Annotated in this window: 22 protein-coding genes; 10 read left to right on the top strand and 12 right to left on the bottom strand. The window is 68.8% G+C overall.

What is annotated here, in order from left to right:
- Positions 1 to 1,914 carry a propionate--CoA ligase gene (locus D7V77_RS12175; RefSeq protein WP_120576441.1) on the bottom strand — a complete coding sequence of 638 codons (1,914 nt, stop codon included), beginning with the start codon at positions 1,912 to 1,914 and terminating at the stop codon, positions 1 to 3.
- Positions 1,915 to 1,991: 77 nt separating this feature from the next.
- On the opposite strand from D7V77_RS12175, the gene D7V77_RS12170 reads away from it, so the two are divergent.
- From D7V77_RS12170 to D7V77_RS12160, 3 genes are all read left to right on the top strand, one after another.
- On the top strand, positions 1,992 to 2,279 hold the full coding sequence (locus D7V77_RS12170; protein ID WP_120576440.1) for a hypothetical protein: 288 nt from the start codon (positions 1,992 to 1,994) through the stop codon (positions 2,277 to 2,279).
- A 363-nt stretch (positions 2,280 to 2,642) separates the two neighbouring features.
- Positions 2,643 to 4,502 (top strand): hypothetical protein, encoded by a 1,860-nt coding sequence (locus D7V77_RS12165; RefSeq protein ID WP_120576439.1) that lies wholly within the window; start codon positions 2,643 to 2,645, stop codon positions 4,500 to 4,502.
- 41 nt (positions 4,503 to 4,543) lie between these two features.
- Complete coding sequence (locus tag D7V77_RS12160) at positions 4,544 to 8,038, top strand: hypothetical protein (RefSeq protein ID WP_120576438.1); 3,495 nt, start codon at positions 4,544 to 4,546, stop codon at positions 8,036 to 8,038.
- Between the two features lie 61 nt (positions 8,039 to 8,099).
- Here D7V77_RS12160 and D7V77_RS12155 read toward each other — a convergent pair whose 3' ends face one another.
- On the bottom strand, positions 8,100 to 8,930 hold the full coding sequence (locus tag D7V77_RS12155) for a hypothetical protein (RefSeq protein ID WP_126934326.1): 831 nt from the start codon (positions 8,928 to 8,930) through the stop codon (positions 8,100 to 8,102).
- Positions 8,931 to 9,235: 305 nt separating this feature from the next.
- Here D7V77_RS12155 and D7V77_RS12150 point away from each other — a divergent pair, with 305 nt between their 5' ends.
- The 7 genes from D7V77_RS12150 (at position 9,236) to D7V77_RS12120 (ending at position 16,389) form a co-directional block, all read left to right on the top strand.
- Entirely contained in the window at positions 9,236 to 10,600 is a 1,365-nt protein-coding gene (locus D7V77_RS12150) for a cytochrome P450 (RefSeq protein ID WP_120576436.1), read from the top strand.
- A 105-nt stretch (positions 10,601 to 10,705) separates the two neighbouring features.
- The gene (locus D7V77_RS12145; protein WP_120576435.1) at positions 10,706 to 12,181 is read left to right on the top strand and encodes a DUF2252 domain-containing protein; all 1,476 of its coding nucleotides are present in this window, start codon (positions 10,706 to 10,708) and stop codon (positions 12,179 to 12,181) included.
- A gap of 37 nt (positions 12,182 to 12,218) precedes the next feature.
- Positions 12,219 to 13,514 carry an AHH domain-containing protein gene (locus D7V77_RS12140; protein WP_120576457.1) on the top strand — a complete coding sequence of 432 codons (1,296 nt, stop codon included), beginning with the start codon at positions 12,219 to 12,221 and terminating at the stop codon, positions 13,512 to 13,514.
- A 9-nt stretch (positions 13,515 to 13,523) separates the two neighbouring features.
- Positions 13,524 to 14,111: a DUF1629 domain-containing protein gene (locus tag D7V77_RS12135; RefSeq protein ID WP_172810496.1), complete on the top strand. Its 588-nt coding sequence runs from the start codon at positions 13,524 to 13,526 to the stop codon at positions 14,109 to 14,111.
- A gap of 196 nt (positions 14,112 to 14,307) precedes the next feature.
- Positions 14,308 to 15,630, top strand: a complete 1,323-nt coding sequence (locus tag D7V77_RS12130; RefSeq protein WP_120576433.1) for a hypothetical protein — start codon at positions 14,308 to 14,310, stop codon at positions 15,628 to 15,630.
- Complete coding sequence (locus tag D7V77_RS12125; protein WP_120576432.1) at positions 15,627 to 16,001, top strand: DUF2019 domain-containing protein; 375 nt, start codon at positions 15,627 to 15,629, stop codon at positions 15,999 to 16,001. The genes D7V77_RS12130 and D7V77_RS12125 overlap by 4 nt, the downstream gene beginning before the upstream one ends.
- Before the next feature lie 37 nt (positions 16,002 to 16,038).
- On the top strand, positions 16,039 to 16,389 hold the full coding sequence (locus D7V77_RS12120; RefSeq protein WP_120576456.1) for a DUF2019 domain-containing protein: 351 nt from the start codon (positions 16,039 to 16,041) through the stop codon (positions 16,387 to 16,389).
- A 12-nt stretch (positions 16,390 to 16,401) separates the two neighbouring features.
- Here the strand turns inward: D7V77_RS12120 and D7V77_RS12115 are convergent, their stop codons facing one another.
- From D7V77_RS12115 to D7V77_RS12070, 10 genes are all read right to left on the bottom strand, one after another.
- Complete coding sequence (locus tag D7V77_RS12115; RefSeq protein ID WP_120576431.1) at positions 16,402 to 17,304, bottom strand: MerR family transcriptional regulator; 903 nt, start codon at positions 17,302 to 17,304, stop codon at positions 16,402 to 16,404.
- Between the two features lie 12 nt (positions 17,305 to 17,316).
- On the bottom strand, positions 17,317 to 18,177 hold the full coding sequence (locus tag D7V77_RS12110; protein ID WP_120576430.1) for a MerR family transcriptional regulator: 861 nt from the start codon (positions 18,175 to 18,177) through the stop codon (positions 17,317 to 17,319).
- Positions 18,174 to 18,851, bottom strand: a complete 678-nt coding sequence (locus tag D7V77_RS12105) for a lysophospholipid acyltransferase family protein (RefSeq protein WP_120576429.1) — start codon at positions 18,849 to 18,851, stop codon at positions 18,174 to 18,176. The genes D7V77_RS12110 and D7V77_RS12105 overlap by 4 nt, the downstream gene beginning before the upstream one ends.
- Positions 18,848 to 19,195, bottom strand: a complete 348-nt coding sequence (locus D7V77_RS12100) for a lycopene cyclase domain-containing protein (RefSeq protein WP_120576428.1) — start codon at positions 19,193 to 19,195, stop codon at positions 18,848 to 18,850. Before D7V77_RS12100 ends, D7V77_RS12105 begins: the two co-directional genes overlap by 4 nt.
- Entirely contained in the window at positions 19,192 to 19,575 is a 384-nt protein-coding gene (locus D7V77_RS12095; RefSeq protein ID WP_120576427.1) for a lycopene cyclase domain-containing protein, read from the bottom strand. The genes D7V77_RS12100 and D7V77_RS12095 overlap by 4 nt, the downstream gene beginning before the upstream one ends.
- Complete coding sequence (locus tag D7V77_RS12090; protein WP_120576455.1) at positions 19,572 to 20,690, bottom strand: glycosyltransferase; 1,119 nt, start codon at positions 20,688 to 20,690, stop codon at positions 19,572 to 19,574. Before D7V77_RS12090 ends, D7V77_RS12095 begins: the two co-directional genes overlap by 4 nt.
- Positions 20,691 to 20,790: 100 nt before the next feature.
- Positions 20,791 to 21,750, bottom strand: a complete 960-nt coding sequence (locus tag D7V77_RS12085) for a carotenoid 1,2-hydratase (RefSeq protein WP_120576426.1) — start codon at positions 21,748 to 21,750, stop codon at positions 20,791 to 20,793.
- Positions 21,747 to 23,198 (bottom strand): NAD(P)/FAD-dependent oxidoreductase, encoded by a 1,452-nt coding sequence (locus D7V77_RS12080; RefSeq protein ID WP_120576425.1) that lies wholly within the window; start codon positions 23,196 to 23,198, stop codon positions 21,747 to 21,749. The genes D7V77_RS12085 and D7V77_RS12080 overlap by 4 nt, the downstream gene beginning before the upstream one ends.
- A complete protein-coding gene (locus tag D7V77_RS12075) occupies positions 23,195 to 24,229 on the bottom strand; it encodes a phytoene/squalene synthase family protein (protein ID WP_120576424.1) in 1,035 nt (344 codons plus the stop codon). Before D7V77_RS12075 ends, D7V77_RS12080 begins: the two co-directional genes overlap by 4 nt.
- Positions 24,226 to 25,749: NAD(P)/FAD-dependent oxidoreductase (locus tag D7V77_RS12070; RefSeq protein ID WP_120576423.1), on the bottom strand; the 1,524-nt coding region annotated here is incomplete at its 5' end. The genes D7V77_RS12075 and D7V77_RS12070, both read right to left, overlap by 4 nt.

Here is a 25,749-nt window from a genome sequence, read left to right as displayed (position 1 = left end):
CTACGCCTTCGGAGGCCGCGCCTTGAGCGCCGCCTGGATGCCTTCCAACGCGCCCGGGTCCTCGATGGTGGTGAGGTCGCCCGGCTCGCGGTCCTCCGCCACGGCCTGGATGCTGCGGCGAAGCAGCTTGCCGGAGCGCGTCTTGGGCAGGTTCGCCACCACGTACACCGCCGCCGGGCGGGCCACGGCGCCCAGCGTCCGGCCCACCGTGTCCATCACCTCGCGCGAGAGGGCATCCCGGTCCTCCTCGCGTTGCAGGCGCACGGGGTCCTTGGGCACGGCGAAGGCCATCACCACCTGGCCTTTCAACTCGTCCTTCACGCCCACCACCGCCACCTCCGCGATGGCCGGATGGCCGCTGATGGCTTCTTCAATCTCACGCGTGCCCAGGCGGTGGCCCGCCACGTTGATGACGTCGTCGGTGCGGCCCAGGATGAAGTAATCCCCATCCGCGTCGCGCGTGGCCCAGTCGAAGGTGTTGTAGAGGGGCGTGTCGAAGCTCGCGAAGTACGTGGAGACGAAGCGCGCATCGTCGCCCCACACCGTGGACAGACAGCCCGGCGGCAGCGGCGGCTGAATCACCAGCACGCCCTTCTGGTCCGCCGCCGTCACCTCTTCGCCGCTCAGCCCATCCACCAGCTTCACGCGATAGCCATAGATGGCCGCGCCCGGTGAACCCAGCTTGCGCTTGCGCGGCTCCACCCCGGGAACGGGCCCGAGGATGGGCCAGCCCGTCTCCGTCTGCCAGTAGTTGTCCAACACCTGCGTGGACGGCAGCGCGTCCGAAATCCACGCGTGCGTGGGCGCGTCCAGCGGCTCTCCCGCGAGGAACAGGTAGCGCAGGCTGGACGTGTCGTGGCGCTTCAAGAACGCCGCGTCCTGCTTCTTCAGGATGCGGATGGCCGTGGGCGACGTGAACATCACGCTCACCTTGTACTGCTCGATGAGCCGCCACCAGACGGCGGCATCCGGGCGGATGGGCAGGCCCTCGTAGAGCACCGTCGTCATGCCGTTCAGCAGCGGGCCGTAGACGATGTACGAATGGCCCACCACCCAGCCGATGTCTGAGGCGGTGAACATCACCTCGCCGGGCTGGCCCGTGTAGATGTGGCGCATGGACGCGGCCAGCGCCACCGCGTAACCGCCCGTGTCGCGCTGCACGCCCTTGGGCTTCCCGGTGGTGCCGGACGTGTAGAGGATGTAGCTGGGCTCCGAGGACTCCATCCACTCCACCGGAACCTGGGCGCCCTCGTGCTCGCGGCCCAGCGTGGCGAAGTCCACGTCGCGCTCCGGCGTGACGGGGCTGTTGGGCACGAGCCCCCGGTCCACCACCAGCACGCGCGCGGGAGGGTGCTTCGCGAGCGTGAGGGCCTCATCCACCAGCGGCTTGTAGGGGACGACCCGGCCCGCGCGCATGCCCGCGTCCGCCGTCACCAGCAGGACAGGCCTCGCGTCGTCGATGCGCGTGGCCAGGCTGTGCGCCGCGAAGCCGCCGAACACCACCGAATGGATGGCCCCCAGGCGCGTGCAGGCCAGCAGCACGAAGACGGCCTCCGGCACCATGGGCATGTAGACGATGACGCGGTCCCCGCGCTTCACGCCCAGCGAGCGCAGCATGGCCGCCGTCCGGTTCACCTCCGCGTGGAGCTGCGCATAGGTGTACTGGCGGCGCTGGTCCGTCTCGGTGGACTCGAAGACGAGCGCCAGCTGGTCCGCGCGGGTGGCCAGGTGCCGGTCCACGGCGTTGTGGCACAGGTTGGTGCGCCCACCGACGAACCAGCGCGCGAAGGGCGGCCGGGAGTCGTCCAGCACCGCATCGAAAGGCCGCTCCCAGTCGATGAGCCGGGCCTGCTCCGCCCAGAACGCCTCCGGCGCTTCGATGGAGCGGCGGTAGAAGTCCAGATAGCTGCCCATGCGGACGCTCCTGCGAAGGGGATGTGCCCGGACGATAGTGGCGGGCCCGCGAGGGTGGGAAGGACGGCTTCCGGAAGATGCCCGGGACTCATCAGCGCGACGGGCGTAACCCCATCAGCACCGACACCGTCCAGCGCATCTACTGCCGCACGTCCGCGGACGCAGCGGGCAATGAGTCGGTGCGGTGCTACGCCGTGTCCGCGGCGAACGTGTCCGCGACCTGCTACTCGGCCCTGCCCGCGCACGTGCGCAGCGCGCAGTCCGCTGGCGACGCGTCCTTCATCGATTTCACCTGGGACGTGAACGGCGTCTGTCAGTCCATCGACGTGCTCAAGGGCTCGCACCTGGAGCCGAAGGCGCCGTAGTCCCGCTGCTTGCGCCACGCCCCCGGAGCCTCTTGATGAAGACCTTCCTCCAGACACGGACGATGATCAGCGGCGCTTCCACCAGGCCCTCCGCGCCGGCCCGCGCGAGGAGGTCGAAGCGATGGAGCGCGACCTCTCCCTGGCCATCAACAGCGGGCAACTCCGGCCAGCGCTGGGCGACGAGCGGTAGCGCGCGACACGACGCAAGCGCGTCCTGTCAGCACGCAGCGTGGGGCGCGTGCGCGGGCCGTGGATGTGATCACGCGGGGTTGAGCTCTGGTCCTGACCTTGCAGTTGGAGAGGGTGCGTCCGTGAAACAGGTTTTGTTTCACGGCAGGTGTCCCCCTCCCGCCAGGTCCTTCCGTGACGATCTCCACGACCCTCACCATCCAGAACAACTCCGGCTGCCCCATCGATGACCGCGGCACGCCTGACTACAAGGACGGCACGCTCAGCGGATCCGCGCCCGCCACCAGCATCGCGGCGGGCTCCAGCACGACCTTCAAGATCGAGCAGAAGAACTCCGTCTCCCCCGGCCCCGAAGGCACGGTGACGTACAAGCTGGAGACGGGGAACGAGCAGGTGCCCCTCTCCTTCTACTGGGACTTCGCCAGCGGCCCGGTGCACGAGGAGCACTACACCGCCACCACGAACGCCAGCCTCGCGCCGGTGGTCATCACCCAGACGGACGCGAGCGGAGACCACCACGCGACCACCTACCGGGTGGACTTCAAGCCACGCGCGCCCCATGAGTGGGACCTGGTGTGGGCGCTGTCCGTGGGCCTCATCAACAAGCAACTGCACGCGCTGCGCTACTACCAGCTCATCCCGTCCTCCTTCACGCAAGCCGCCAGCGGAGGCGCGCAGCTCACCGTGACGGCCATGGGCGACCCGACCGTGTCGGTGCCCGACGACCAGACGACCCACCTGGACGTGCACCTGCCCTTCACCACCGCGACCCTCCAGTACGTGGAGTCAGGCGCGACGAAGACGCAGGACCTGTCGGGGACGACGGTCATCGTGTCGCTGGACCTGTCGCAGGCGCAGGTGACGGACCCCAACACGCTGGCCGCCACGTCGGAGGCGAAGCAGCACATCCAGGGCCTCCAGTCGCTCAACTACTCCGTCTACCGCCTCTTCCTGGACCTGGCCCAGCCGTCGCTGTTCCGCGCGCTCCAGGTGGTGAACGCGAGCAACCAGTCCGTGTCACTCAGCCAGGCCGCGCAGAGCGCGCTCCAGGCCACGCTGGCCGGCGTGGGGCACATGGACGTGGCGTACACGACGCAGGCCCCGGGCAGCCCCGCGAGCATCATCCCCACGCTCGCGAAGGAGCGCACGACCCGCTACAGCACCAACGGGAACTTCAGCACGCTCAACGTGTGCATGATGAGCCGGGGCCGGAAGGAGCCCAACTGGAGCTCGCGCTTCGGCTTCACCGCGCCGCTGGCCGCGACCACCAACCCGGACGGCACCCCGGCGGAGGCCCGCGCGAGGCTGTTCCTCAGCCAGGACACGCTGGGCGAGGGCTACCTCAAGCCGACGGTGCTGCCCGCCATCCTGAGGGCCTCCGGCATCCCCGGCACCCTCTCGCGGCTGGCGCCGCTGATGTACCAGTGCGTCGGCTCGCGCGACAACTCCAGCAAGAACGACGGCCGGGGCGAGTTCGTCCAGGTGGACAACGGCTTCGACCAGTACGTGCGCGGCACGGAGACCGTCGTCTTCACCACCCAGCCCAACCTCACCCAGACCGACCGCTGCACGGTGGCGATGAACGGCCAGTTCCAGGTGAACATCGAGGCCAGCCAGTATCCCCTGGACTTCATCGGGCTGGGCCTGAAGGACGTCCTGGGAAAGGCCACCTACGTGCAGCCCTGGACGGGCACCATCACCATCGCGGCCGGAAACGGCGGCAAGCTGGTGACGTCCGTGAGCATCGTGCTGGGCAAGGCCCCGGCGCCGGACGTGGACAAGACCCTGGATGGCTGGGTCTTCAACGCGTTGGACAAGCTGTTCAACTGGTCCTCCACGTCACCGCAGGACGAAATCACGCAGAAGGCGCAGGACTTCGCCAACAACCTGGCCGCGACCTTCCAGAACAACGCCTCCATGTCGCTGGATATCGAGGACTGCGTCGTGCTGCCCACGGGCTCCGCGCATGACTACAGCCAGTTCGTCTTCAACTCGGAAGGCGCCGTCCAGGTGGACGTGTCCTTCCCCGGCTGAAGCGCCCCCGTCCCTTCCAAAGACATCCAAGGAACCCATCCATGTCCCAGACTTCCCAGACGGGCTCGGCGACCGTTTCCTCCAGCCTGATGTACAACTACCTGGCCGCCACCTCCGTGGACGCGGCCTATCCCCTCGCCTCCGCGGAGGACACCGGCGGCTCGCCGCTGCTGTTCAGCGTGGGCGCGTCCTCGGCGAACACCGCGCGCAAGACGCTGTGGGTGATGTTGCGCGACACCACCGTGACGACCGGCTGGCGCCAGGTCGAGCTCAGCCCGGACGCGAACCACGACGTGCAGGGCTACGCGGTGGTCCAGGCCCCCTCCGGCCAGGTCATCATCGCCGTTGCCATGGATGACGGCGCGGGCGGCAGCCACGTGTTCGTCTCCCCCACCCTCACGCCCACGCCGGACGGCGGCCCGTGGAACACGCTCAACACGGCGTGGGTCCAGCGCAACGGCGCTCCCGGCGGCATGCCCGTGCAGCGGCTCCTGCTGGGCGACTTCGTCAGCGCCAGCGAGGCGCCGCTGCTGGTGGCGGAGGTGAGGAACACGAACGGCTCCACCGGCCGATACTTCGTGGACGCGTCCACGAGCGCCACGAACAGCGCGTGGGTGAACTGGGCGCCGCCCAAGGACATGCAGACGCTGCACGACGTGGTGGTGGCCCGAGCCTCCATCACCGGCATCTCCTACCGGGGCACCTGGTCGCTGTTCGACGACAACACCGGTAAGCGGTGCCTCACCTTCACCAGCCTCCTGGACCCGTCCACCAACACCACGCATTCGCTGTCGGTGACGGCGCCGTCGGGGGGCCGCTGCCTGTGGGCGCTGGAGGACCGTCAGAACCAGGGCCTGAGCGCGCTGTACGTGGGCGGTGACGGGCTGTCGTGGTTCCCCTCCACGGGGCTGAAGAACGCGAAGAGCACCGCGCTGGCCATCGCGTCCTCGGACGTGCTTTCCGGCGTCACCTCCGTGTTGGCGCAGCAGGACTCCCAGCGCGTCAGCGTGTGGGCAGTGGACGGAAGCCAGCGGCTGTTCTCCTTGAACAACACGGTGGGTGCCACGGAGGGCTGGTCCGCGCCGCTCCAGCAGCGCGAGCACGTGGCCCGGCTGGCCCCGCGCCGCAACCAGAAGCGCTCCACGGGGGAGCTGTTCGTGACCTCCACGGACAACAGCCTCATCACCTACCTGTGGCAGGACCCGGACACCACCGCCTGGCAGAACACGGACATGGTGTTGCCCACGCTGGCCAACGGGCAGGAGTTCCCCAGCTACACCACCGTGGTGCGCTTCACCGACGCGCAGGGCGCGGCGCTGGTGGGCCAGCCGGTGCAGGTGAACGCCTCCGAGTGGTCCCGCGTGATGGTGAACGGCTACTGGACGGACCTGGACACCAGCACGCGCGTGGAGGTGAAGACAGACGCCAGCGGCACGGTGACGCTCATCAACAAGGTGTCCGACGTGGGCACGCCCGTGTTCCGCTTCAGCGCGCCGTTCCTCGCGCAGGACGTGACGGCGGACCCCAGCGCGGAGCTGCGCGCGAACCTGGCCGCGAAGCTGAAGGGCCAGGACCTGTCCCAGTGGACGAAGTCGGACGGCACGCCCATGGTGCCCCCCGGCGCGGACCCGGACCTGGTGGCGCAGGTGCAGGCGTCGCTCCAGCAGCTGATGGACAACATGGACAGCCTGCCCGCGGACGGCTCGTCGGCGCCCCTGGAGCCGGCGGCGCCCACGGCGATGGCGAAGACCCAGACGTCCTTCGCGGTGCTGGGCAACGTGACGAACGCCATCGAGACGGCCGCGGGCGACGTGCTCCAGGCGCTGAAGAGCGCCGCGGGCACCGTCTACGAATACGTCATCCAGCCCATCCTCAGCGGCACGAAGACGCTGCTCCAGTTCTTCGTGAAGATTGGCGAGCAGGTGGTGACGTTCGTCGTGCGCACCATCAAGGAGGCGCTCCAGCTCATCAGCTGGCTGTTCCAACAACTGGCGGTGCTGCTTGAAGACATCATCGCCTTCCTGGGCTTCCTGTTCGCGTGGGACGACATCCTGGCCACCCAGCGCGTGATGGAGGCGATGACCAAGGACGTGGTCCTCGCGCTCGCGGGCAGCATGAAGGGCATGGAGGCCTCCATCACGGAGTACTTCAACGGGCTCATCGCGAAGTGGGACGGCGTCTGCCAGACGGCGCTGGGCATGCCGGACGTGACGACGCAGCAGGTGGTGACGCAGACACAGGCCGCGCAGACGCCGGAGCAGAAGTCCGCCACCGACTGCCTCACCACCAGCCCGGGCGCGACCTTCTCCACCTACCAGGTGTCCCACGGCGGCATCGGCGACAGCACGGCCGATGACTCCGATGCGCCGGTGGCGCAGGCCGTCACCGACTTCCTCCAGACGGTGGGGAACATCCTGTCGGACGTCGCGGACTCCGTGAAGGAGCTGTGCCAGGGCCTCCAGACGATGGTGCAGCAGGGCACCGTCAGCTTGCACTCCATCGTCCAGCTGCTGGCGGGCGAGGCCGCGAAGACGCTGCTCGCCGCCGCCAGGGACCTGCTGGTGGGCCTGTGCGAGGTCATCGCGGACGTGAGCCAGTCGATTCTCGACGACGTGCTCCTGCGCCCGTTCAACATCCCGGTCCTGAGCTGGCTGTACAAGAAGCTCACGGGCGAGGACTCGCTGACGATGCTGGGGGCCCTCAGCCTGCTCGCGGCCATCCCCGTCACGATTGTCTTCAAGCTGCTGACGGGCCATGCGCCCATCCCCGAACAGAAGCAGTCCAGCTTCATGCGCGTCATGACGCCCTGGCGGACGACGTCACTGGTGGCGCTGCCCGAGTCGAAGGACGACAACGGCGACAACGTGATTGGCGACTCCGCCCACAACTACTCGGTCATCGGCGGTGCGCTCTCGATCATCTCCTCGTTCTGCTACACGCTCTTCCTGACGGGAGGGCAGCTCACGAAGAGCGCGCCCGCGCAGCGGTGGTTCTCCACCGGGCAGACCGTCGCGACCTGGACGGGGGTGGCGGGGAGCTTCCCCTTCGACGAGGACGTGCCCTCGCAGCAGTTGGACCGGATGGTCTGGGCGCTCTATTCCCTGGAGGCCGTGGTCACCGGGCTCGTGTCCCTGCTGAGCTGGACGCGGGGCGCGGATGTGGAGGCGAAGGGATTGGCGAAGGCGCTGGAGATGACGGACAGCACGCTGCTCACGTTCATGGGACTCGTGAGCCTGGTCCTGTCTGTCGTCAGCTACATCCTGGAGCTGGATGGGGAGATCGCCCCCTCCGTGCCCTACCACTCCACCTTCTGGGACACGGAGAAGTTCGGCGCCAACGTCCTGTCCTTCGGCGGCATGACGGGAGAGGGCGTGGCGGGCCTCATCCCGGGCGAAGCCGACAAGGCGCTCATCCTCGCGGGCTCGGCGGTCGCGGAGTGGGGAGCGCTCCTGCTCGACGTCACGCGCTGGGCGGACGCCGTCCTCTACAACAACCCGGGTGACGGCTCGAACAAGAAGCTCTTCCAGCTCTGGTGAATCACACGCCCCCGTCCCCTGGCACGAAGCCGGGGGACGGGAGGTGTTTCACCGGAATGGCTTAGCGAGCCTGGGCGCCGTCGGCGCTGACCAGGGCAGTGGCCTCGTTCACGATGGTGTAGCTGCCGGCGGAGCCCTTCACGTCGATGCCGGAGAAGTGGCGGTAGGGATAGGCGCCGTCGCCGATCTGCTCCACCAGCTCCAGGGTGTCACCGGTGAGCTGCTGGCCATTCACCTGGGTGGTGAAGGTCTTGCCCTTGAGGCTCATGCGCCAGATGCAGGCGCCGTCCTCGGTCTGGGGCACGGAGTCCGCGCGCACGGCGAACGGGAACGGCAGGTGACGGAAGTCGATGGCCGCGAAGCCCCAGGCCATGTACACGTTGCCCATCCAGTCCGTGAAGATGACGACGCGGGCCGCGGGCTCATGGGTGCCGCCGCCCTGGAACACGCCGTCGCGGTACACGTTGACGCGATAGGTGGAGCCACCGGCCGTGCCGGTGAAGGCGGGCGCCACGGACAACTGCGACCCGTTCGCGCTCGGCGTGACGCTCAGGGTGCTGACCACCTGGTCCGCGTCACGCGCGGCCAGCGAGAACTGGCCCTGACCGCCGCCCAGGTTCATCCGCGCGGCCTGCTGCCAGCCCGTCGCGTTGGAGAAGTGGCTGGCCACGCCGTTCGCGGTCCCCTGCGCGAGCCCGAACACCTGGAGCCCCTCCGCCGTGGCGGCCAGCTGCGCGTTGCCCACCGCGCAGCTCTGGATGCCATTGAACCGCGAGACACAGCCCTGCGCCTGCGACTCCTGCGTGCCCGTGGGGGCCTGCGCGCTGTCGTCCGGCCCCTGGCAACCCGCCAGCGCCAGGAACGCCGCCGCCATCACGAATCCGGTCTTCATCGTCCGCATGTCTTCAACCTCGAAAATGGGGTGTGTTTCACCCGGTGGGTGAAACACCGCGCGCGAGACATCCGCCCCGCGAGCGGTGCCGACGGCTTCTGCACCCGCCGAGCCAGTAACATGCGAAAACAAATTTTCCGGATTCCCTCGGAAACACCGCTGACGCGGCAAGTCGCAGTAGCCCCGCATGTCACACGCGCCTGGGTCTGTAGCGTGCGCCGTCACCGTTGGGCCTCCACCGGTCTGGCTCGGGTACACTCGAGCGCTCGGGAAGGTCTTTTGTGCCCCCGTCCAGGAGTCGCCGCATGCACGCCGCCCCTTCCGACTCCGCGGTCCTTCCGCCCTCACTTCCCGCGGGGCTGCCGTGGGTGGGGCAGGGGCTGGAGTACCGGAAGGATCCGCTGGGCTTCTTCCTGCGCTACGCGGACCGGGGCGCGGTGGTGCGGGCCCGCTTCGTGGGGACGGACGTCTACCTGCTCAACACGTCGGAGGCCATCGAGCACGTGTTGGTGAAGAACTTCCGCAACTACCCGAAGGACGCGTTCCAGAAGCGCGCCCTGGAGGCGGTGGTGGGCCACGGCCTGTTCACCAGTCACGGCGACTTCTGGATGCGGCGGCGGAGGATGATGCAGCCGGCCTTCCACAAGAACCTGCTGGCGGCGCACGGGAGCGTGGCGGTGAAGGCCGCGAACACCTGGATGGCGTCACGGCGGGAGGGAGCGTCCTTCGACGCGTACCCGGAGATGATGGCGCTGACGTTGGACGTGGTGGCGGAGACGCTCTTCGGCGCGAACCTCTCCGCGCAGGCGAGGGAGCTGGGACGGGCCATGGAGGCGGTGATGCTGCATGCCCAGCACCTCTTCGACACGCCCATCACCCTGCCCGCCTGGGTGCCCACGCCGGGACAACTGCGGTTCAGGGCCGGCCTGCGCGCATTGCACGCCGTCGTGGATGACGTGGTGGAGCGCCGAAGGAGGCAGGGAGGCACGGGTGACGACCTGCTGGGCCTGATGCTGGAGGCCCAGGCCGAGGAAGGCGAGCACCTGACGGACGCGCAGCTGCGCGACGAATGTCTGACATTGATGATCGCCGGGCATGAGACGACGGCCGCCGCGCTGGCGCTCAGTCTGTGGTTGCTGGCGCGCCATCCGGAGGCGGAAGCAGCGCTGCGGCGGGAGCTGGCCACGGTGTTGGGAGGCCGCGAGCCCACGGTGGCGGACCTGCCGTCACTGCCGTACTGCGAGCAGGTGGTGAAGGAGTCGCTGCGTCTGTATCCGCCCGCGTGGGGCATGAGCCGGGTGGCGGAGCAGGACGACAGGATGGACGGCGTCCACGTGCCAGCAGGGACGGTGGTCGCGTGGTCCCAGTGGGCGCTGCACCGGGACGCGAGCCACTTCCCGGAGCCGGAGTCCTTCCGACCCGAGCGCTGGGCGGACGGGCTGGAGCGGCGCATCCCGCGCTTCGCCTACTGTCCCTTCGGAGGAGGGCCCCGGCTCTGCATCGGCGCGGGCTCCGCATTGATGGTCATTCGCCTGGTGCTGGCCACGGTGCTCCAGCGCCTCCACTTCGACGCCGCGCCAGGGCCCGCACCCGAGGTTCTTCCCGCCATCACCCTGCGTCCAAAGGGCGGCATCCCGCTCACGCCGAGTAAGGTGTTCCTTCGGGAGTGAACACTGCATCCGCCCCTGCCCCAGGGGTGAGCGATTTTCCGGCCCCGGACGCTTCCGGTTCCGGGGTGCCGGTCCCACTTTTGGCGGTGAGGAGTCACACACCCCATGGATGCGGACGGCACATCCGAGCTGGGAGCCGCGAAGGTTCCCCTCGTATCCAACCAGAAACAGCAGCGCACGCGGCGCACGCCCCGGAAGCTGAAGCCCTCGCGGCTGCAGGCAGTGGACTTCCGCTCCGTGGAGGAGCGCATGGACGCGGGCCGCGCCCTGCGCAAGCGCTGTCCCCGGAGCAGCCACGCCGCGTGGAAGGCCTTCCGGGGACGCGACCCGCTCGCGCAGCTCAAGGAGTCCGACGCCACGCGGTTGCCGTGGCTGGTGCCCGTGCGCCATGAGCGCATGTCCGAGTCCCCGTTCGCCTTCCTGCGCGGCACGCCCTTCGTCATGGCGCGCGACCTGGCCCACACGCCGCACAGCGGCCTGCGCAGCCAGATTTGCGGAGACGCGCACCTGGCCAACTTCGGCCTGTTCGGCACGCCCGAGCGCAACCTCATCTTCGACCTCAACGACTTCGACGAGACGCTGCCCGGCCCCTTCGAATGGGACGTGAAGCGCCTGGCCGCGAGCTTCGTCGTGGCCGCGAAGCAGAACGGCCTGGGTGCCCGCTGCGGCAAGAAGGCCGCGCGCAAGGCCGTGGAGTCCTACAGGCTCACGATGCGCGAGTTGACGACCCGAAGCCTCCTGGAGGTCTGGTCGCTCCACGTGGACGCAAAGGAGCTGAAGAACTCCGACTCCGTCGACACCGCGAAGCTCGCCGCGGAGGCGGTGGAGAAGGCGAAGCGACACACGAGCGCGCACGCGGTGGAGAAGCTCACCGTGGAGCGCAACGGCCAGCGACACCTGGCCTACCAGCCGCCCCTGCTCTTCCCGCTCAGCGCGGTGAAGATGGACGTGTCGGCCACGGAGCTGGACCGGCGCATCAAGCGGCTCACGGTGGGCTACCTGGAGTCGCTGGACGGCGCGGTGAGGGATTTGTGCCTGCGCTACCGGCGCAAGGAGTGGGGCTTCAAGGTCGTGGGCGTGGGCAGCGTGGGGCTGCAAGCCTACGTCGTGCTGTGTGAAGGCAACGGCGGGGAGGACCCGTTGGTGTTGCAGCTCAAGGAGGCCAAGGCCTCCGTGCTGGAGCCCTACGTGGGCCCCAGCGAGTTCCACAGCGCGGGCGAGCGCGTGGTGGTGGGCCAGCGGCGCATGCAGGCCTTCTCCGACCTGTTCCTCGGCTGGACGGAGGTGGAGGGCATGGGCGCCTTCTACGTGCGACAGCTGCGCGACATGAAGGGCTCGCTGGACGCGGAGAAGATGGAGGGGCCGGTGTTCCAGGACTACGCGGACGCGTGTGGAGCCACCCTGGCCCGCGCCCATGCGCGCACCGGCGACGCCGCGCTCATCGCGGGATACCTGGGCACCAAGGACCACTTCGACGAAGCCGTCACCGAGTTCGCCTGTGCCTATTCGGATCAGGTGGATTCGGACTACGGGCACTTCATCGACGCGCAGGCGAAAGCCCTGGAGGCCCTGACACACTGAGGTCAGGATGCGGCGCTTCCTGAGCTTGGGGAGCGCCATGAGGCTGGCCGGAGCCGTCACGCTGTTGCTGCTGCTCGCGACGGGGTGTGCGACCCGCCGCATTGTCCATATTGATACCGGGAGCGGACCCCGGGTTGTCCACGAGCCAGTGGAGGCCGCCCCGGTCCAGGTGAGCGAGGACGCATTCACGTCCGCCCTCACGCAGCTCATCCTGGACATGCGAATGGACGTTGCCATCCGTGAGGCGGAAGCAGCGGATGCGCGAGGGCGGGTGCGGTCCAGGACGCTGCTCGCCTCCGCAAAGGGCCTCGCGGACCCTGGCTCGGGGAGTTCGCCTGAATCGTTGTACGCGCGCCTCTGCCCCGAGAAGGATGACTGCCTGGCCCTGGTAGGCGGGACGGGGCTGACGTTCTCGCGCAAGGACCGGACGCTCATGGCCCTGTCCTTCGCGCTCGATAGCGTGTGGGAGAGCGTCGAGGCTGAGGTTGGCAAGATGCTCAACCCGGCGGTACTCAAGGCCATGGTGACGTCGGCCGCGCTGAGCGTGCTTCTCACCATGACGCTGCCCGAGCCTGTCACCAAGGTCATCGCCGTGGCGCTGACGGCCGCCATGGTGGCCTACCTGGGCATCGTGCCGGTCTGGGAGATTGGGCGGGGCTTCGTGCGGCTTTGGGACGACGCAGGGACGGCGACGAGCGTCATCGAATTGCAGGACATCGGTCACCGGTTCGGGCGGGTGTTGGGGACCAACGGCACGCGGGTCCTGGTGCTGCTCGTCACGGCGGCACTTGGCGGGAAGAACGCAATGGCGGCCCAGAGCCCCAAGCTTCCGGGCTTCCCCCAAGCCGCGCTCCGAGGGCAGGCCGAGGCGGGATTCTCACTCGGGGCTGCGCTGAATGGGGGCGTGACTTCCATGGCGATGCCCGCCGCGGGTGTGCTCAACGTCACGTTGGCGCCTGGAGCAACGGCTGCTCTCGCGATGTACTCGGACGGGAGGCATCCTGGCGATGCCGAAGGTCCCGTCCACCACATCTGCACGAACAAGAACAAAGTCTCCACTGCATCAGGGGGGCCTTGGACGCCAGCGTGTGAGGAAATCTTCGAGAAGGCCGGCATGACGCTTGAGGATGCCGCCAACAAGGTGCGGCTCAAGGGACACGAAGGGCCTCATCCTGAAATTTATCACAATCAGGTCGTGAATCGCCTGCAGACGGCCGTAAGGACGTGCAGAACCACGGAAACCTGTCGCGCGAAGCTACTGAATGAACTCGCCAATATCGCAAATGAGTTGCTTACAGCGGGTTCGGACCTGCGTAGCTACATCGTGAAGTAGGAGGGCAGCGTGGAACGGAACTTCTATTGGGTGAATATCGCGAATGTGCCTCAGTGGTACATCACGACACCTGTGCCCGCATCCGGCGGAGCGTTCGATGAGCCGTGGATGTTCGGAGAGGGCCACGCTCTTCCGGACCCTGGACCCATCAAGGCTCGGGTTAGAAACCCAGGTCAAAAGCGCACCCTTGTGTTTGCAGGAGTTGAACGCACACCCATCGGCAGTGAAGCGGTCGCGAACATTTTCAAGATGCACGCCCCCAACGATGCTCAATTATTCCCAATCACCATCGAAGGGGAATCCGAGCGACACTTCATTATCAACGTAACAAAGACAGTCGACTGCATCGACGAAGCGAAGTGCCGAGAAGTGCAGCACTACGCCGAAGACGACCCTTTTCCTGAGTATGCAGGGGAGTACCGCTGGATCTACGGCCTGCGGATCGACCCCTCGAAGACCGAGGGCGCACACGCCTTGCGGCCGACGAGATTCAAGACAGCGTTCATTGTCTCCGAGGAGATCAAGGCCGCCCTCGAGCAGGTGGGAAACCTGGGAGTGTCGTTCGAGAGCGTGACGGGTCCGCAACGCACACCCTGAGGGAGAAGCGCTCCACGGGCAAGAGAGCCTGAAGCGCCTCTCTTGGAGATGGCCGTCCCTGAAGGGCCCCTGCTACCATCACCGGGGTTCCCCGGAGCGGCACTCGCATGCGTCAACCCGCTCCCCCTTCGCTCCGGGTGCGCCGAGAGAATGCCTTCGCCTGAGCCGAGACGATTGCTTGCGATTGGAACTCTGGATGCGGCTTCCATTGTTGGTGCTGTCCCTGTTCTGGGCGGTGGTCGGGTGTAGCGGTGCGACGAAAGCCGTCCGGCTCGACACGGGGCGCGGTGCGCCTGTCGTCCATGTGCTTCGTGCGGATGGAACGGCCCGGCCGGTCCCGATTGAGTCGGGGGCGCTGAAGGAGGCCGTGGCGCGGCTGGCCCCGGGGCTTCGGTTGTCACCGAGGGCCCAGGATGCCGCCCGGCGCCTCTTCGAGGTGGAGCCCCGGAGCGGTTCGTACCTGGTGGATGTGCAGCGCCGCCGCATCACGCCTCTCGGGCCGGGTGAGCACCTGTCCTCCGAGCAGACTCAGCCAGACGTGGAGCTGACCCGCGCCTACTTGCGCTGGTGCGGACGGACCGGACGGGCCGGTGACTGTCTGGGGCTGCTGAAGGAGAGCCCGGTCATCACAGGGGACGCGCGCTTCGCCCTGGCGCTCGCGCTGGCGAAGGGGGCGGTGCTGGAGGAGCTGTGGGAGGCCGTGAAGGACATGGCGAATCCCGAAGCGCTGATGCAGGCCGCTCTGTGGACAGCGGTCACGTATGCGCTGCTCTGGACCGTGCCGGAGCCCGCGACGAAGGGCGTGGCGGCGGTGCTCTCGGCAGGGCTCATCGCCTACGTGGGCATCGACACGTTCTGGGCGCTCATCCAGGGCTTCCGGCACCTGATGGCGGAGTCAGATGCCGCGCTGACGTTCGACGAGCTGCGCGGAGCGGGAGAGCGATTCGGCAAGGTGATGGGCCGGCAGGCGGCGCGGGCCTTCGTGATGCTGGCGACGGCGGCCATTGGAAGCACGGGCGCGACGCTGGGGGCGAAGCTCCCGGGCCTGCCAGGGGCAGCCCAGGCCGCGGTCCGGTCCGAGACGGAGGCCGGTGTGCTCTACGCGGCCGTGGGACAGGTCGAGACGGTCGCCATCGCCGCGGATGGCTTCACGTTTGGCCTCGCGCCGGGCGCCGTGGCCATGTCATCGAATGGCCCGGCGAAGTCTCGCTTGAGGGCGTGGAAGTCCTTCAGTGGATTCAAGAACGCGATGGGTCCGGCGGGACCTGGAAAACAGTGGCACCACATCGTCGAGCAGACGCCCGGCAATGTGCAGCGCTTTGGTCCGGAGGCCATCCACAACACCGAGAATGTCATCGCCATTGATGAGCAAAAGCACAAGGTGCTCAGTGCGTTCTACTCATCGGTGCAAGAGGTCTCGGGAGGTCGAGTCGTTCGAGAGTGGCTTCGGTTGCAACCCTATGAAGCCCAGCGTGCATTCGGATTGAAAACCATGAGGAGGTATGGGGCCATCCCATGAGGACAAAGGACTTCAAGACGCTGACGCTGGAAGAGTTGATTGTGCGATTTCGCGAGCTTTCGGCGAAACACGGTCAGTTGTTGAACGCGCTCAATACTCGCGCCGCCAACAAGGAGTACAAGCACGCAGCCGCCGTCCGGCGAGAACTGCAAACGCGCGGGACTGAGGCGGAGGCGGCCTTGCTGGGTTTGCTCTCCGACCCCGAAGAAGGGACGAGGTATTGGGCGGCGACAGCTGCCTTGCGGTTCGCCCCCAGTGAGGCAGAGGCGACGCTCTCCTCGTTGTCTACGCCCGCGTCGAGTCTGATGGGGCTCAGTGCGGCCATGACCCTTGATGCGTGGAAGAACGGAACCCTTCCCCTTGAAGAGTAGAACCGCTCCAGTGGGTGGGCCGGAGAAGTATCTGGCGATGACTCTGGAGGGATGGGTCAGAGAATTCGCGGATAACGTCGCCGCCCAGACTGACGCGATCTGGCAGGGCGACGCGAAGGCCGGAAACCGACGCGCGAGGAAATACATCTCCGCTTTCGAGCAACTCCGGGCGCATGGGGATGCAGGCCGCGAAGCGCTCACGGTGCCCTTCAGTCATCCAAGGATGGATGTGCGAGTCATGGCCGCGGCCTACCTGCTTCGCTACCGGACGCATGAGGCACGCGAGGTCTTGATGGAGGCGGCCAGGGGCGAAGGATTCGTGCCTTTCAAGGCAGGACAGACCTTGAAACGCTGGGATGAGGGCACCTGGGCCCTGGATCCGAAATAGCGACGCGGGCGCTCAGCCCGCCATCCGCGTCCAGTCGTCCTCGTGAGCAAAGAGCCTCACGCCCAGGCGTTCGCAGACCTCCGCGTGCACCTGGGCGGCGGGGCCTCCCACCCAGAGGGGCAGGCCCTTGGGCAGCGCGGCCTGGATGCGCATGAGCAAATCCTCGAACACCGTGGCGCCCCGGTTCATCACCGCCGACAGGCCCACCACGTCTGGCTTTGCCCGGGCCACCATCTCCCCCAGTCCTTCCGCCGGCACGCGCTGCCCCAACAGCGTCACCCGCATGCCCGCGTGGCGCAGCCGCAGCGCCACGCCCAACAGGCCAATCTCGTGCTCCTCCTCCGGGAAGCACGCCAGCACCGCGTGCTTGCGTCCTCCCCGTGGGGCACCGTGCAGCAGGCTCACCAGCCGCTCGCGCACCACCTGCGTCACCAGGTGCTCCTGCGCGACCGTCAACGTGCCCGCGTGCCAACGGTCGCCCACCTCGCGCTGCACCGGCACCAGCACGTCCTCGAAGGCCTTCAACGGCGGTAGCGCTGTCAGCACCTCGTCCAGGATGCGCACGACGCGGGGTTGGTCATACGCCTCGGCCGCGGCCATCACCGCCGCGCGCCACGTCTCCGGCTGCGACCCGGTCCGCGCCTGAAGATTCTCGATGGGCGCGGAAGGCGCCACGTCCAGCTCCGCGCGCAGCTGGGGCAGCAGCTTCGCAGCCTCGCTGATGGCAACACCCTCGTCCGTCAGCGCCTTGAGCCGCTTGAGCAGGGCTACGTCACGGTCGGTGTAGACGCGATAGCCCGCGGGCGTGCGCTCCGGCTCGAGCACCCCGTAGCGGCGCTCCCAGGCCCGGATGAGCTCCACCCGGACCCCCGACAACTCCGCGGCGATGTGGATGCGATAGGTGCGCTCAGCCATGGTGTGCGTGCTTCACGGTCGGTTTTGCGCGTTTCGCGCCTGCTGCCAGACGGCGATGAGCTCCTCCGCGGACTCCGCGTACTGCGCGCCCAGGGTGAACAGCGTCTTCAGGTGCTCCCGCGCCCCAGGCCCGCCTACCACCACCGGCACCGGCGCGCACGCATGCATCGCTTCGGACAACACCGAGACGAAGTCGGCCGAGTCCCGGCGGCGGATGAACGACAGCGCCACCAGGTCCGGGCGCACCTGCAAACAGGCCCCCTCCAACGCCTCCGCGGGCGTGTCCGCCCCCAGCAGCGTCACCCTCCAGCCCCGCGCCTTCAGGTGCACGCCCAGCGCGAGCAGCCCGCCCTCGTGGTGGTCCCTCGCCGGACACGCCAGGACTCCCCGGGGCCCTTCGCCCACACGCTCCATCCCCGCCAGCAGCATGCGCAGCCGATGCCGCACCAGCGCGGACGCCATGTGCTCGCGCGCCACGTCCAGGCGCGAGGCCATCTCGCGCAGCAGCGGAATGAGGACGGTGTCGCAATACGTGGTCGCGGACAGCCCCACCTGGGCCGCTGACAGCGCCGCGTCCGCGGCCTCCGAGTCCAGCACCATCACCGCCGCCCAGAAGCGCTCCACATGCCGCGCCGACGGAGGGACGGACGTCCGGGGCTCGTCGCGCACCTGGGCGATGGCCTCGCTCACCGAGAGCCCCTCTTCCATCAGCTTCGCCACCCGGCGGACGGCCTCCACCTCGTCGCGTGAGTAGACGCGGTAGTTGTTCTCGCTGCGCTCCGGGCGCGGGAAGCCATGGCGGCGCTCCCAGGCGCGCAGGGTGGCCTCGCGGATGCCGGTGAGCCGGGCGATGGTGCGGATGCGCAGGCTCATGGGCTCAAGCCCCGCGCACGGTCCCAGCGCTCCGCCACGCCGCGTGCCCCCGCCATCTTCCGCGTGAACCCCTCCAGGCTCGTGGCCTCGGACACCCGCCGCACCACCGTCTCCAGCCCGCTCTGGAAGCGCTCCAGCGGACCGGCCTCGTGGACCTCGCCCACCTCCAGCAAGACGTCCGGACGCTCGTGCTCGAAGAAGGCGTAGCGGATGGCGATGGGCACGCACTCCGCCTTCGCCGCGCGGGCGAGCAACTCCACACCGCGCTCCAGCTTCAGCGGGTGGACGCCGAAGGGCCGGTGCTCGCCTTCCGGAAAGACACACACGGCCGCGCGCGGCTTGCGCAGCAACTCCTTCGCGTACCGCAGGGAGGACAGGGACGACATCGCGTCCTGCTTGCGAATGCTGAAGGCGCCCATCTTCGTGTGGAAGGGATAGCGGCGGAGGTTGTCCTCGTCCATGAGGCAGTACCCGTCCCAGCCCGCCGCCTGGCAGAGCTGGTGCAGCACGAAGCCGTCCCACCAGTTGGAGTGGTTCAGGTAGACGAGCCGGCCCACGCCGTCGGTGGGCAGCTCGCCGCGCACCCACAGGCCCCGGAACGTCGAGCGGACCTTCCACCCGATGTACCGGTCCACCGCCCACCCGAAGGGCCCACCCTTGGCCGCGCGAATCAAGACGCCCGAGCCTCCCGGAGCCGCAGGAGCGCCGTGAACAGCGCGAGCCCCAGCGACACCAGCACGCTCGTGATGAGGAAGAAGAGGATCTCCTCCAGAGGTACGGCGCCGATGTACACGCCCACGTGGCGTCCCTCTCCGAAGTTCCAGATGCCGGTGGAGATGGCCAGGTGATCCGCGACGGACAGGTACACGCCCACGACCAGGGCCGGGGGCAGCACCGCGCGCAGCACCTCGCCCGAGCGGGCCTTGTAGTGCATCACGAGCGCCGCCAGCTGGATGGCAATCACGGGCAGCGTCCACGCCAGCAGGTGGATGAGGTACGCCCAGCGTGTCTCCATCATGGCGACACCTCGGAGGGCTCCAGGGTCCGCTCCGCGCGGACGGACTTCCGCTCGTGAGACACGGGCTGAGGCTTCTTCGCCAGCACGCGCTCCAGCCGGTCGCGCGCCCACAGGCCCACGAGCAGCGTCTGGAGGCCGAAGAAGAGGTACTCCTCCAGCGGCAGGTAGCCCAGCTTCACGCCCCAGATGCGCTCCGGGTCGAAACCCCACAGGCCCCACTTCACGGCCATGTTGTCCCACGGCGACGTGGCCGCGTAGACGACGATGAACAGCAAGCCCATGGGCGCGAGCCCGCGCCACGACAGCGTGCGGCGATAGCGCACGAGCAGGAACAGGATGGGCAGGACGACGAAGATGCCCAGGAAGCGCGCGTAGGTCATCCCGGGCCTCCACTCCACTGCGACGCCACCCGCACCATGCGTCCCCCAGCTTCCAGCGCGTAGGTATGGCCGCGCCAGGTCACCCTTCCCTGCCGCGTCAGCGAGGCCGCGAAGGCCGCGAGCAGCAGCAATTCACCCTGCATCCAGTCCGTCAGCGCGTGGCCCCGGTCCACTTCCGAAGGCACACGGCTCAGCGCGGCGAGGCGCAGCGACAGCAACGTGCGCACGGCGACGAGCGCCGCCACCGCGAGCCACACAGCGGGCTCATGAAGCCACGCGGCGAGCAGCAGCAGCGGCACGGTGGGCGTGAAGAGCAGCGGCACGGTGGGATACAGACCGGGCCGGTGGCTCGCGAGCACCTGCATCCAGCGCGTGAAACGCTCCAGCGGCACGCGCCACGACGTCCCGTTGGCGACAGGCACCCACGCGGGCGCGGGGCTCAGGGCCACGTCCAGGCCACGCGCGTGCAGTCGCTTCGCCAGCTCCAGGTCCTCGCCAATGTGGTCCGACAGTCCGACCAGTTCTTCCGCCGCGCGCGGTGACAGCCCGAGCGCCTTGCCGCACACGGCCTGCGCGCCCGCGCTCATCGCGTGCAGCGCGCGGAAGCTGTGATGCGTGTAGCGAAGCAGTCCCGCCATCGCGCGGCCCGCCGCGTCCATCGCGCCCACGGGCGTGGGAGCAGCGGTGCTCAAGGCGGCGCCGGCCACGAGCGGAGAGGCCAGGCCCTCCACCAGCGCGCCCGTCACCGCCACGTCCGCGTCCACCGCGAGCACCACCCGTCCGCGAACATCAAGCGTCTCCAGGGCGTAGAGCAGATGGCCCACCTTGCGGTTGGGGCACACGGGGTCGCTCGGAAGCCAGCGCACGCCCTCGGCCAGGCGCGGCCGGTATGGAGACAGCACCACCTGCTCCAGCGGTCCCGCGTAGTCGATACGGTGCGCCAGGTTCTCCAGCTCCAGCGGCGTGGGCGCATCCACGGGGCGCAGGAGCAGCACGGAAGGCAGTGGCCCTCCGACCGTCACGGTTGCACGGCGATACAGCCGAGCCAGCGCCACCGCGCTGAAGCCACCGGCCATCGCCGTCCACCCGAGCGTGAAGAAGCCGAGCGCGTTCATGGCGTCCGCCCCTTGCGCTCGCATGAATGCAGCGCCTGCCCACGCGCGTTCATGGCGCGATTCGAACGCCGTGCGCACTCATGCCGACGCATGGCCGCCTTCATGCCGCCCTCCCCACGCGCGTGCGGAAGTGCGCCATCCAGCGGATGAACGGGGAATGGAAGCGGCGGAAGTCCGCCACCTCGCCCATCGTGTCCAGCGTGTCCCGCCGCGACTCCAGGCGCGCGTAGAAAGGCGACGACTCCAGCAGGCGCGGTACGCCCACCACCTCGTTGCCCGTGTGCAGCTTCGAGGGGACGCGCAGCCCCCAGCCCGTCAGGTTCGTGGGACGCGCCTCGGGGTTCGGGCCGCGCTCGCACACCACGCCATTCGCGCTCGCAATCATGCGCACCGGCGCCACGCCGTCCGGCAGGTGGTAGTCCACCACCGTGTGGTTCGCGTGGTGCGTGCGCGCCCAGTGCCAGCCGGACAGCCGCGCGCCCAGCAACTCCTGGCCGTGGTTCGTGTCGTGGTAGCCCATCCCCTCCGCCGTCACGCCCAGAGTGGACACCTCCAGCCGGGCCTCGGAGCGGGGCGCCAGGGCCTGCCAGTAATGCGGCAGGCCCGGCATGAGCCGCACCTCCGTGCCCCGCCCCGTCAGCGGCCGCAACGTCAGGCTGGCGCGCACTGGACGGCCCCACGGCGCCGTCCGGTCATCCACGTCCATGCGCACCGTGCCATCCACCGCGTGCGTCAACGTGGAGCGGCCGATGCGCAGCCGTCCCGGCCCCTGCAACTCCACGCGAGGGTACTCGCTCAGCACCCACAACTTGCGCACACCCTGGTGGTAGAGCGCGAAGTTCACCGCGCTGTACGCCAGCGGATGTCCGCCGCGCCGAGCCGCCACCGAGTAGCGCGGCGAGAACAATGACCCCAGCATGAAGATGCACACCGCGCTGTACGGCCCGGCGGTCACGTCCGCGTAGAACCAGCGGTACGCCCCCGCCAGGTCCGGCAGCGCGGGCAGCGCGCACGACTCCGCCGCGTCGGACAGGAGGTTCTGCGCGAGGACGGACTTCATGCCCCCTCCCTCAGGTGCGCGGATGCCATCTGGGCCGCGAACCGGCCCGACAGCATCACCAGCGGCACCCCGCCGCCCGGGTGCGTGCCGCCGCCCGCGAAGAACAGCCCCGGCGTGCCGCCCCGGATGCGCGGCCTGCGGAACGGACCGAAGCGGCCGTGCGGCAGGAAGCCGTAGATGGAACCACCCGGAGCCCCGCGCGCCGCCAGGTCCACCGGCGAGCGCTGCCCCACCACGCGCACGCGCCCCTTCAACGCCGGGTAGTGCCGCACGAGCTTCTCGAACATCTGCTCGCGCACGCGCTCCGCGCTGGATTCCCAATCACGCCGGGCCTGATCCGCCCTGCCCTCCTCCAGCGGCATGGCCGGCGCGTTCACCATCACGAACAGCCCCGTGCGGCCCGGCGGCGCCATGCTCGAATCCGTGGCGGACGGGTTGCAGACATACACCGTGGGATCCTCGGCGAGCTGACCCGCGAAGAGTTCATCGAACTCCTTCCGGTAATCTCCGCCGAACATCACCGCGTGGTGCGGCACCGCCGTGCGCCCCTCCACCTCCAGGAGCAGCACGAAGCCAGACAGCGACAGCGGCTCCGACTCCCGGCGCAGCGACGCCAGCGGATCCGCGTTCACCACCACGCTGTCGAACACCTCCGCGACCGGCTCCACGCGGTAGCCTTCGGTGACACGCTCGAAGCGGGCGCGCGTGTCCAGGTGCACCGTCACGCCCAGCCGCCGCACCGCCTGCCCCAGCGCATCCACCAGCGCGCCGATGCCGCCGCGCACGTGGTGCACGCCATACGCATGTTCGATGTGCGGGATGAGCGCGAACGCCGCGCTGGACGCATAGGGCGACCCGCCCGCGTAGGTGGCGAAGCGCCCCGCGTACTGCCGCAGGTGATTCGTCTGGAAGTGCTTCGCCGCCAGCGCGTGCAGCGTGTCCATCTTCATCCCGGCCAACATCGCGCCGATGCCCCGGCGGGCCACGCGCGCCATGAAGCCGGCCATGCCCTCGAAGGGGGCTTCCAGGTAGGGCTCGCCCGCCGCGCGCCAGATGGCCGCGGCCTCCGCGTAGAAGGAGTGCACGCCCTTGCGCTCCACGGGCCGCAGCTCCGCGGCGCTGTCCGCCATGCGCTCCAGGTCCTTGTACGCCGTGAAGCCGCACCCGTCCGTGAAGTGGTAGGTGCACTGCGGCTCCAGCTCCGTGAACGGCGGCAGCAGGTCCAGCGCGCCCAGCTGCTCGAACGTGCCGCGCACCAGCGCCGGCAACGTGAGCAGCGTGGGGCCCGTGTCCAGCGTGAGCCCCTCCACCATCACCGCCTGCGCCTTGCCGCCCAGCGTCGGGCCGCTTTCGAACAGCGTCACCGCGTGGCCCTCCTTCGCCAGGAGGCCCGCGGCCGTCAGCCCACCAATGCCGCCGCCAATCACCGCCACGCGCGAGGCCTTCATCGCGAGCCTCCCGTGCCCGTGGGCAACAGCGGCACCGGCGCGGACGGCAGGGCCAGGGGCGCCTCCGGCAGCGCGGCCCGGGGCCGAAGGAACACGGTCGCCGTCAGCTCCAGCTTGCGTGCCGTCGTCGTGTGCGCCCGGCCGCTGAACACGTCGTAATCCCGCGCCTCGATGTCGCGCAGGATGTCGCCGTAGATGGAGCCCATCAGCCGCACCATGCGCTGGCTGCCAAAGCCGGTGAGGTAGCGCACGCCCGCCGCCGCCCGCGCGTAGTACGCCCGCGCGCGCTGGATTTGAAAGCGCATGAAGTCGCGCCACTTCGCGTCCACCCGCCCCGCGCGCAGGTCGTCCTCGGTGATGCCGAAGGCCCGCAGCTCCTCCGAGGGCAGGTACACCCGGCCGCGCTCCAGGTCCTCGCGCACGTCGCGCAGGATGTTGGTGAGCTGCATCGCGCGGCCCAGGTCCGCCGCCGGCTCCACCGCGCGAGCGTCCACGCAGCCCAGCACCGGCGTCAGCATCAACCCGACCACACCTGCAACCCGGTAGCAGTACAGGTCCAACTCCTCCCACGTGTCGTAGCGCACCTTCGTCAGGTCCATCTCCATGCCGGAGATGAGGTCCTGGAAGGGCTGCTCGGGAATCCGGTAGTGGTGGATGGTGTGGCGCAGCGCCGCGAACTCGCTCGGGTCCCACGGCGACGGCGCGTCCGCGGAGGGCTGGCGCGCGGACGGCGGGCCCAGCTCCTTCGAGGCCAACTCCGGCAGCGACAGGTACACCTCCGCCACGCGCTCGCGAGCCCGGGCCAGGCGCGTCGCCAGGTCCATGGGTGCTTCGCCCGGCAGCGCGCTCTCGCCCGCGTCCACCAGGTCATCCAGCCGTCGGCAGAAGGCATACAGCGCGAAGGCCGCCTTCTTCCGCTGTCCGAAGAGGAGATACGACGCGAAGAAGAAGCTCTTCGCGTGGTGGCGCGTGACGACCCGTGCGCGCCGGTAGCCCTGCGCGATGAGCGCCGAGGAAGCGGTGACGCTCATGCCGCCACCTCCACCGCCGGAGCGCCCGCGCGAGGCGACAGCGCCACGCCCTGCTTCTGGGCCCACTCCGTCAGCCGTTCGGTGACGAGCCGCGCGGAGATGAGCACCGTGGGCAGGCCCGTGCCCGGCTGCGTGGAGGCGCCCACGAAGAAGAGGTTCTTCACGTGGGGGTCCACGTTGGCCGGACGGAAGGGACCAATCTGGAAGAAGTTCTGCGCCAGCCCGAACGCGCTCCCGCGCGCCAGGTTGTACGTGCCCGCCCAGTCATCCGGGGTGAAGACGCGCTCCACTTCGATGTCCGCCTCCAGGTCCGGGTACCCCAGCTCCGCCATCCGCTGGAACACCTTCGCGCGCACCTTCGGGCCCTCCACCTTCCAGTCCATCCCCGGGTGCTGATGCGGCACCGGCACCAGCACGTAGAGCGAGTCCTTCCCCTCAGGCGCCAGTGACGAATCCGTGCGCGTGGGCACGTTGACGTAGAAGCTGGGGTCCTCCGGCACGCGGAAGCGCTGGAAGATGTCTTCGAACGAGCCCGCGTAGTCTCGGCCGAACATCACGTTGTGATGCAGCAGGCCCGGCACCTTCTTCTTCATGCCCAGGTAGAGCATGTAGCCGCTGGAGGTGAAGCGAAGCTTCTCCCCTCGCTTGAACGGCGCGTCCTTCGGATCCAGCAGCTTCTCGTACGCATACGGCAGGTCCGCGTTGCACAGGACGGCGTCCGCGGACACCACCTCGCCACCCGCGAGCCGCACGCCCGTGGTGCGGCCGCCTTCGGTGAGGATGCGCTCCACCGCCTGGCCGTAGTGCAGCGTCACGCCCTCCTCGCGCGCCAGGCGCTCCAGCGCGAGCGGAATGGCATACAGGCCGCCCTTCGGGAACCAGATGCCCACGCCCAGCTCCGTGAAGGGCAACAGGCCATACACCGCGGGCGACTCGAAGGGAGACACGCCCAGGTACATGGTCTGGAACGTCATCGCCGCGCGCAGCCGGTCGTCCTGGAAGTAGCGGCTGACGTCCGCGTACATGCGGCGGTGCGCGCGTGCCTTGAAAATCTTCGCCAGCACCCGGGGGGAGAAGTAGTCGCTCACGCCGTTGAAGTTGCGGCCCACGAAGTGGTCCAGGCTGATGCGGTACTGCTCACGGCCCTGCGCCATGAAGGCCAGGTAGCGCTGGAAGCTGCCCGGCTCCACGCGCTCCAGCTCGCGGCCCATGGTGCACAGCTCGGACGTGAAGGTGACGTCCGAGCCGTCGCGGAAGTGCACCCGGTAGTTCGGGTCGCACCGCACCAGCGTGAGGTAGTCCTCGATGCGGCGGCCCAGCGCGCGGAAGGTCTCCTCGAACACCTCCGGCATCAGCACGATGGTGGGGCCCACGTCCCAGGTGAACCCATCCACCTGGAGCTGGTTGCACCGGCCTCCCGGGCCGTGCGTCTTCTCGAAGACCTGGACGTCGAAGCCCTGCCTCGCGAGCCTCGCCGCCGCATCGAGGACTACCTCACGCTGGTGCGGTGCGACCCGAAC

Origin of the sequence: Corallococcus sp. CA041A (assembly GCF_003612075.1) — a bacterium.
Lineage (GTDB): Bacteria > Myxococcota > Myxococcia > Myxococcales > Myxococcaceae > Corallococcus > Corallococcus exiguus.
Note: the sequence above shows the minus strand (reverse complement) of the source record. Positions and strands in the feature narration are given on the sequence as shown.

What these genes read in the sequence shown, in the direction of transcription:
- D7V77_RS12175 (WP_120576441.1), bottom strand. Translation starts at nt 1,914, where the DNA reads ATGGGCAGCTATCTGGACTTCTACCGCCGCTCCATCGAAGCGCCGGAG.
- D7V77_RS12170 (WP_120576440.1), top strand. Translation starts at nt 1,992, where the DNA reads ATGCCCGGGACTCATCAGCGCGACGGGCGTAACCCCATCAGCACCGAC.
- D7V77_RS12160 (WP_120576438.1), top strand. Translation starts at nt 4,544, where the DNA reads ATGTCCCAGACTTCCCAGACGGGCTCGGCGACCGTTTCCTCCAGCCTG.
- D7V77_RS12155 (WP_126934326.1), bottom strand. Translation starts at nt 8,930, where the DNA reads ATGAAGACCGGATTCGTGATGGCGGCGGCGTTCCTGGCGCTGGCGGGT.
- D7V77_RS12150 (WP_120576436.1), top strand. Translation starts at nt 9,236, where the DNA reads ATGCACGCCGCCCCTTCCGACTCCGCGGTCCTTCCGCCCTCACTTCCC.
- D7V77_RS12145 (WP_120576435.1), top strand. Translation starts at nt 10,706, where the DNA reads ATGGATGCGGACGGCACATCCGAGCTGGGAGCCGCGAAGGTTCCCCTC.
- D7V77_RS12140 (WP_120576457.1), top strand. Translation starts at nt 12,219, where the DNA reads ATGAGGCTGGCCGGAGCCGTCACGCTGTTGCTGCTGCTCGCGACGGGG.
- D7V77_RS12130 (WP_120576433.1), top strand. Translation starts at nt 14,308, where the DNA reads ATGCGGCTTCCATTGTTGGTGCTGTCCCTGTTCTGGGCGGTGGTCGGG.
- D7V77_RS12125 (WP_120576432.1), top strand. Translation starts at nt 15,627, where the DNA reads ATGAGGACAAAGGACTTCAAGACGCTGACGCTGGAAGAGTTGATTGTG.
- D7V77_RS12120 (WP_120576456.1), top strand. Translation starts at nt 16,039, where the DNA reads ATGACTCTGGAGGGATGGGTCAGAGAATTCGCGGATAACGTCGCCGCC.
- D7V77_RS12115 (WP_120576431.1), bottom strand. Translation starts at nt 17,304, where the DNA reads ATGGCTGAGCGCACCTATCGCATCCACATCGCCGCGGAGTTGTCGGGG.
- D7V77_RS12110 (WP_120576430.1), bottom strand. Translation starts at nt 18,177, where the DNA reads ATGAGCCTGCGCATCCGCACCATCGCCCGGCTCACCGGCATCCGCGAG.
- D7V77_RS12100 (WP_120576428.1), bottom strand. Translation starts at nt 19,195, where the DNA reads ATGATGGAGACACGCTGGGCGTACCTCATCCACCTGCTGGCGTGGACG.
- D7V77_RS12095 (WP_120576427.1), bottom strand. Translation starts at nt 19,575, where the DNA reads ATGACCTACGCGCGCTTCCTGGGCATCTTCGTCGTCCTGCCCATCCTG.
- D7V77_RS12090 (WP_120576455.1), bottom strand. Translation starts at nt 20,690, where the DNA reads ATGAACGCGCTCGGCTTCTTCACGCTCGGGTGGACGGCGATGGCCGGT.
- D7V77_RS12085 (WP_120576426.1), bottom strand. Translation starts at nt 21,750, where the DNA reads ATGAAGTCCGTCCTCGCGCAGAACCTCCTGTCCGACGCGGCGGAGTCG.
- D7V77_RS12080 (WP_120576425.1), bottom strand. Translation starts at nt 23,198, where the DNA reads ATGAAGGCCTCGCGCGTGGCGGTGATTGGCGGCGGCATTGGTGGGCTG.
- D7V77_RS12075 (WP_120576424.1), bottom strand. Translation starts at nt 24,229, where the DNA reads ATGAGCGTCACCGCTTCCTCGGCGCTCATCGCGCAGGGCTACCGGCGC.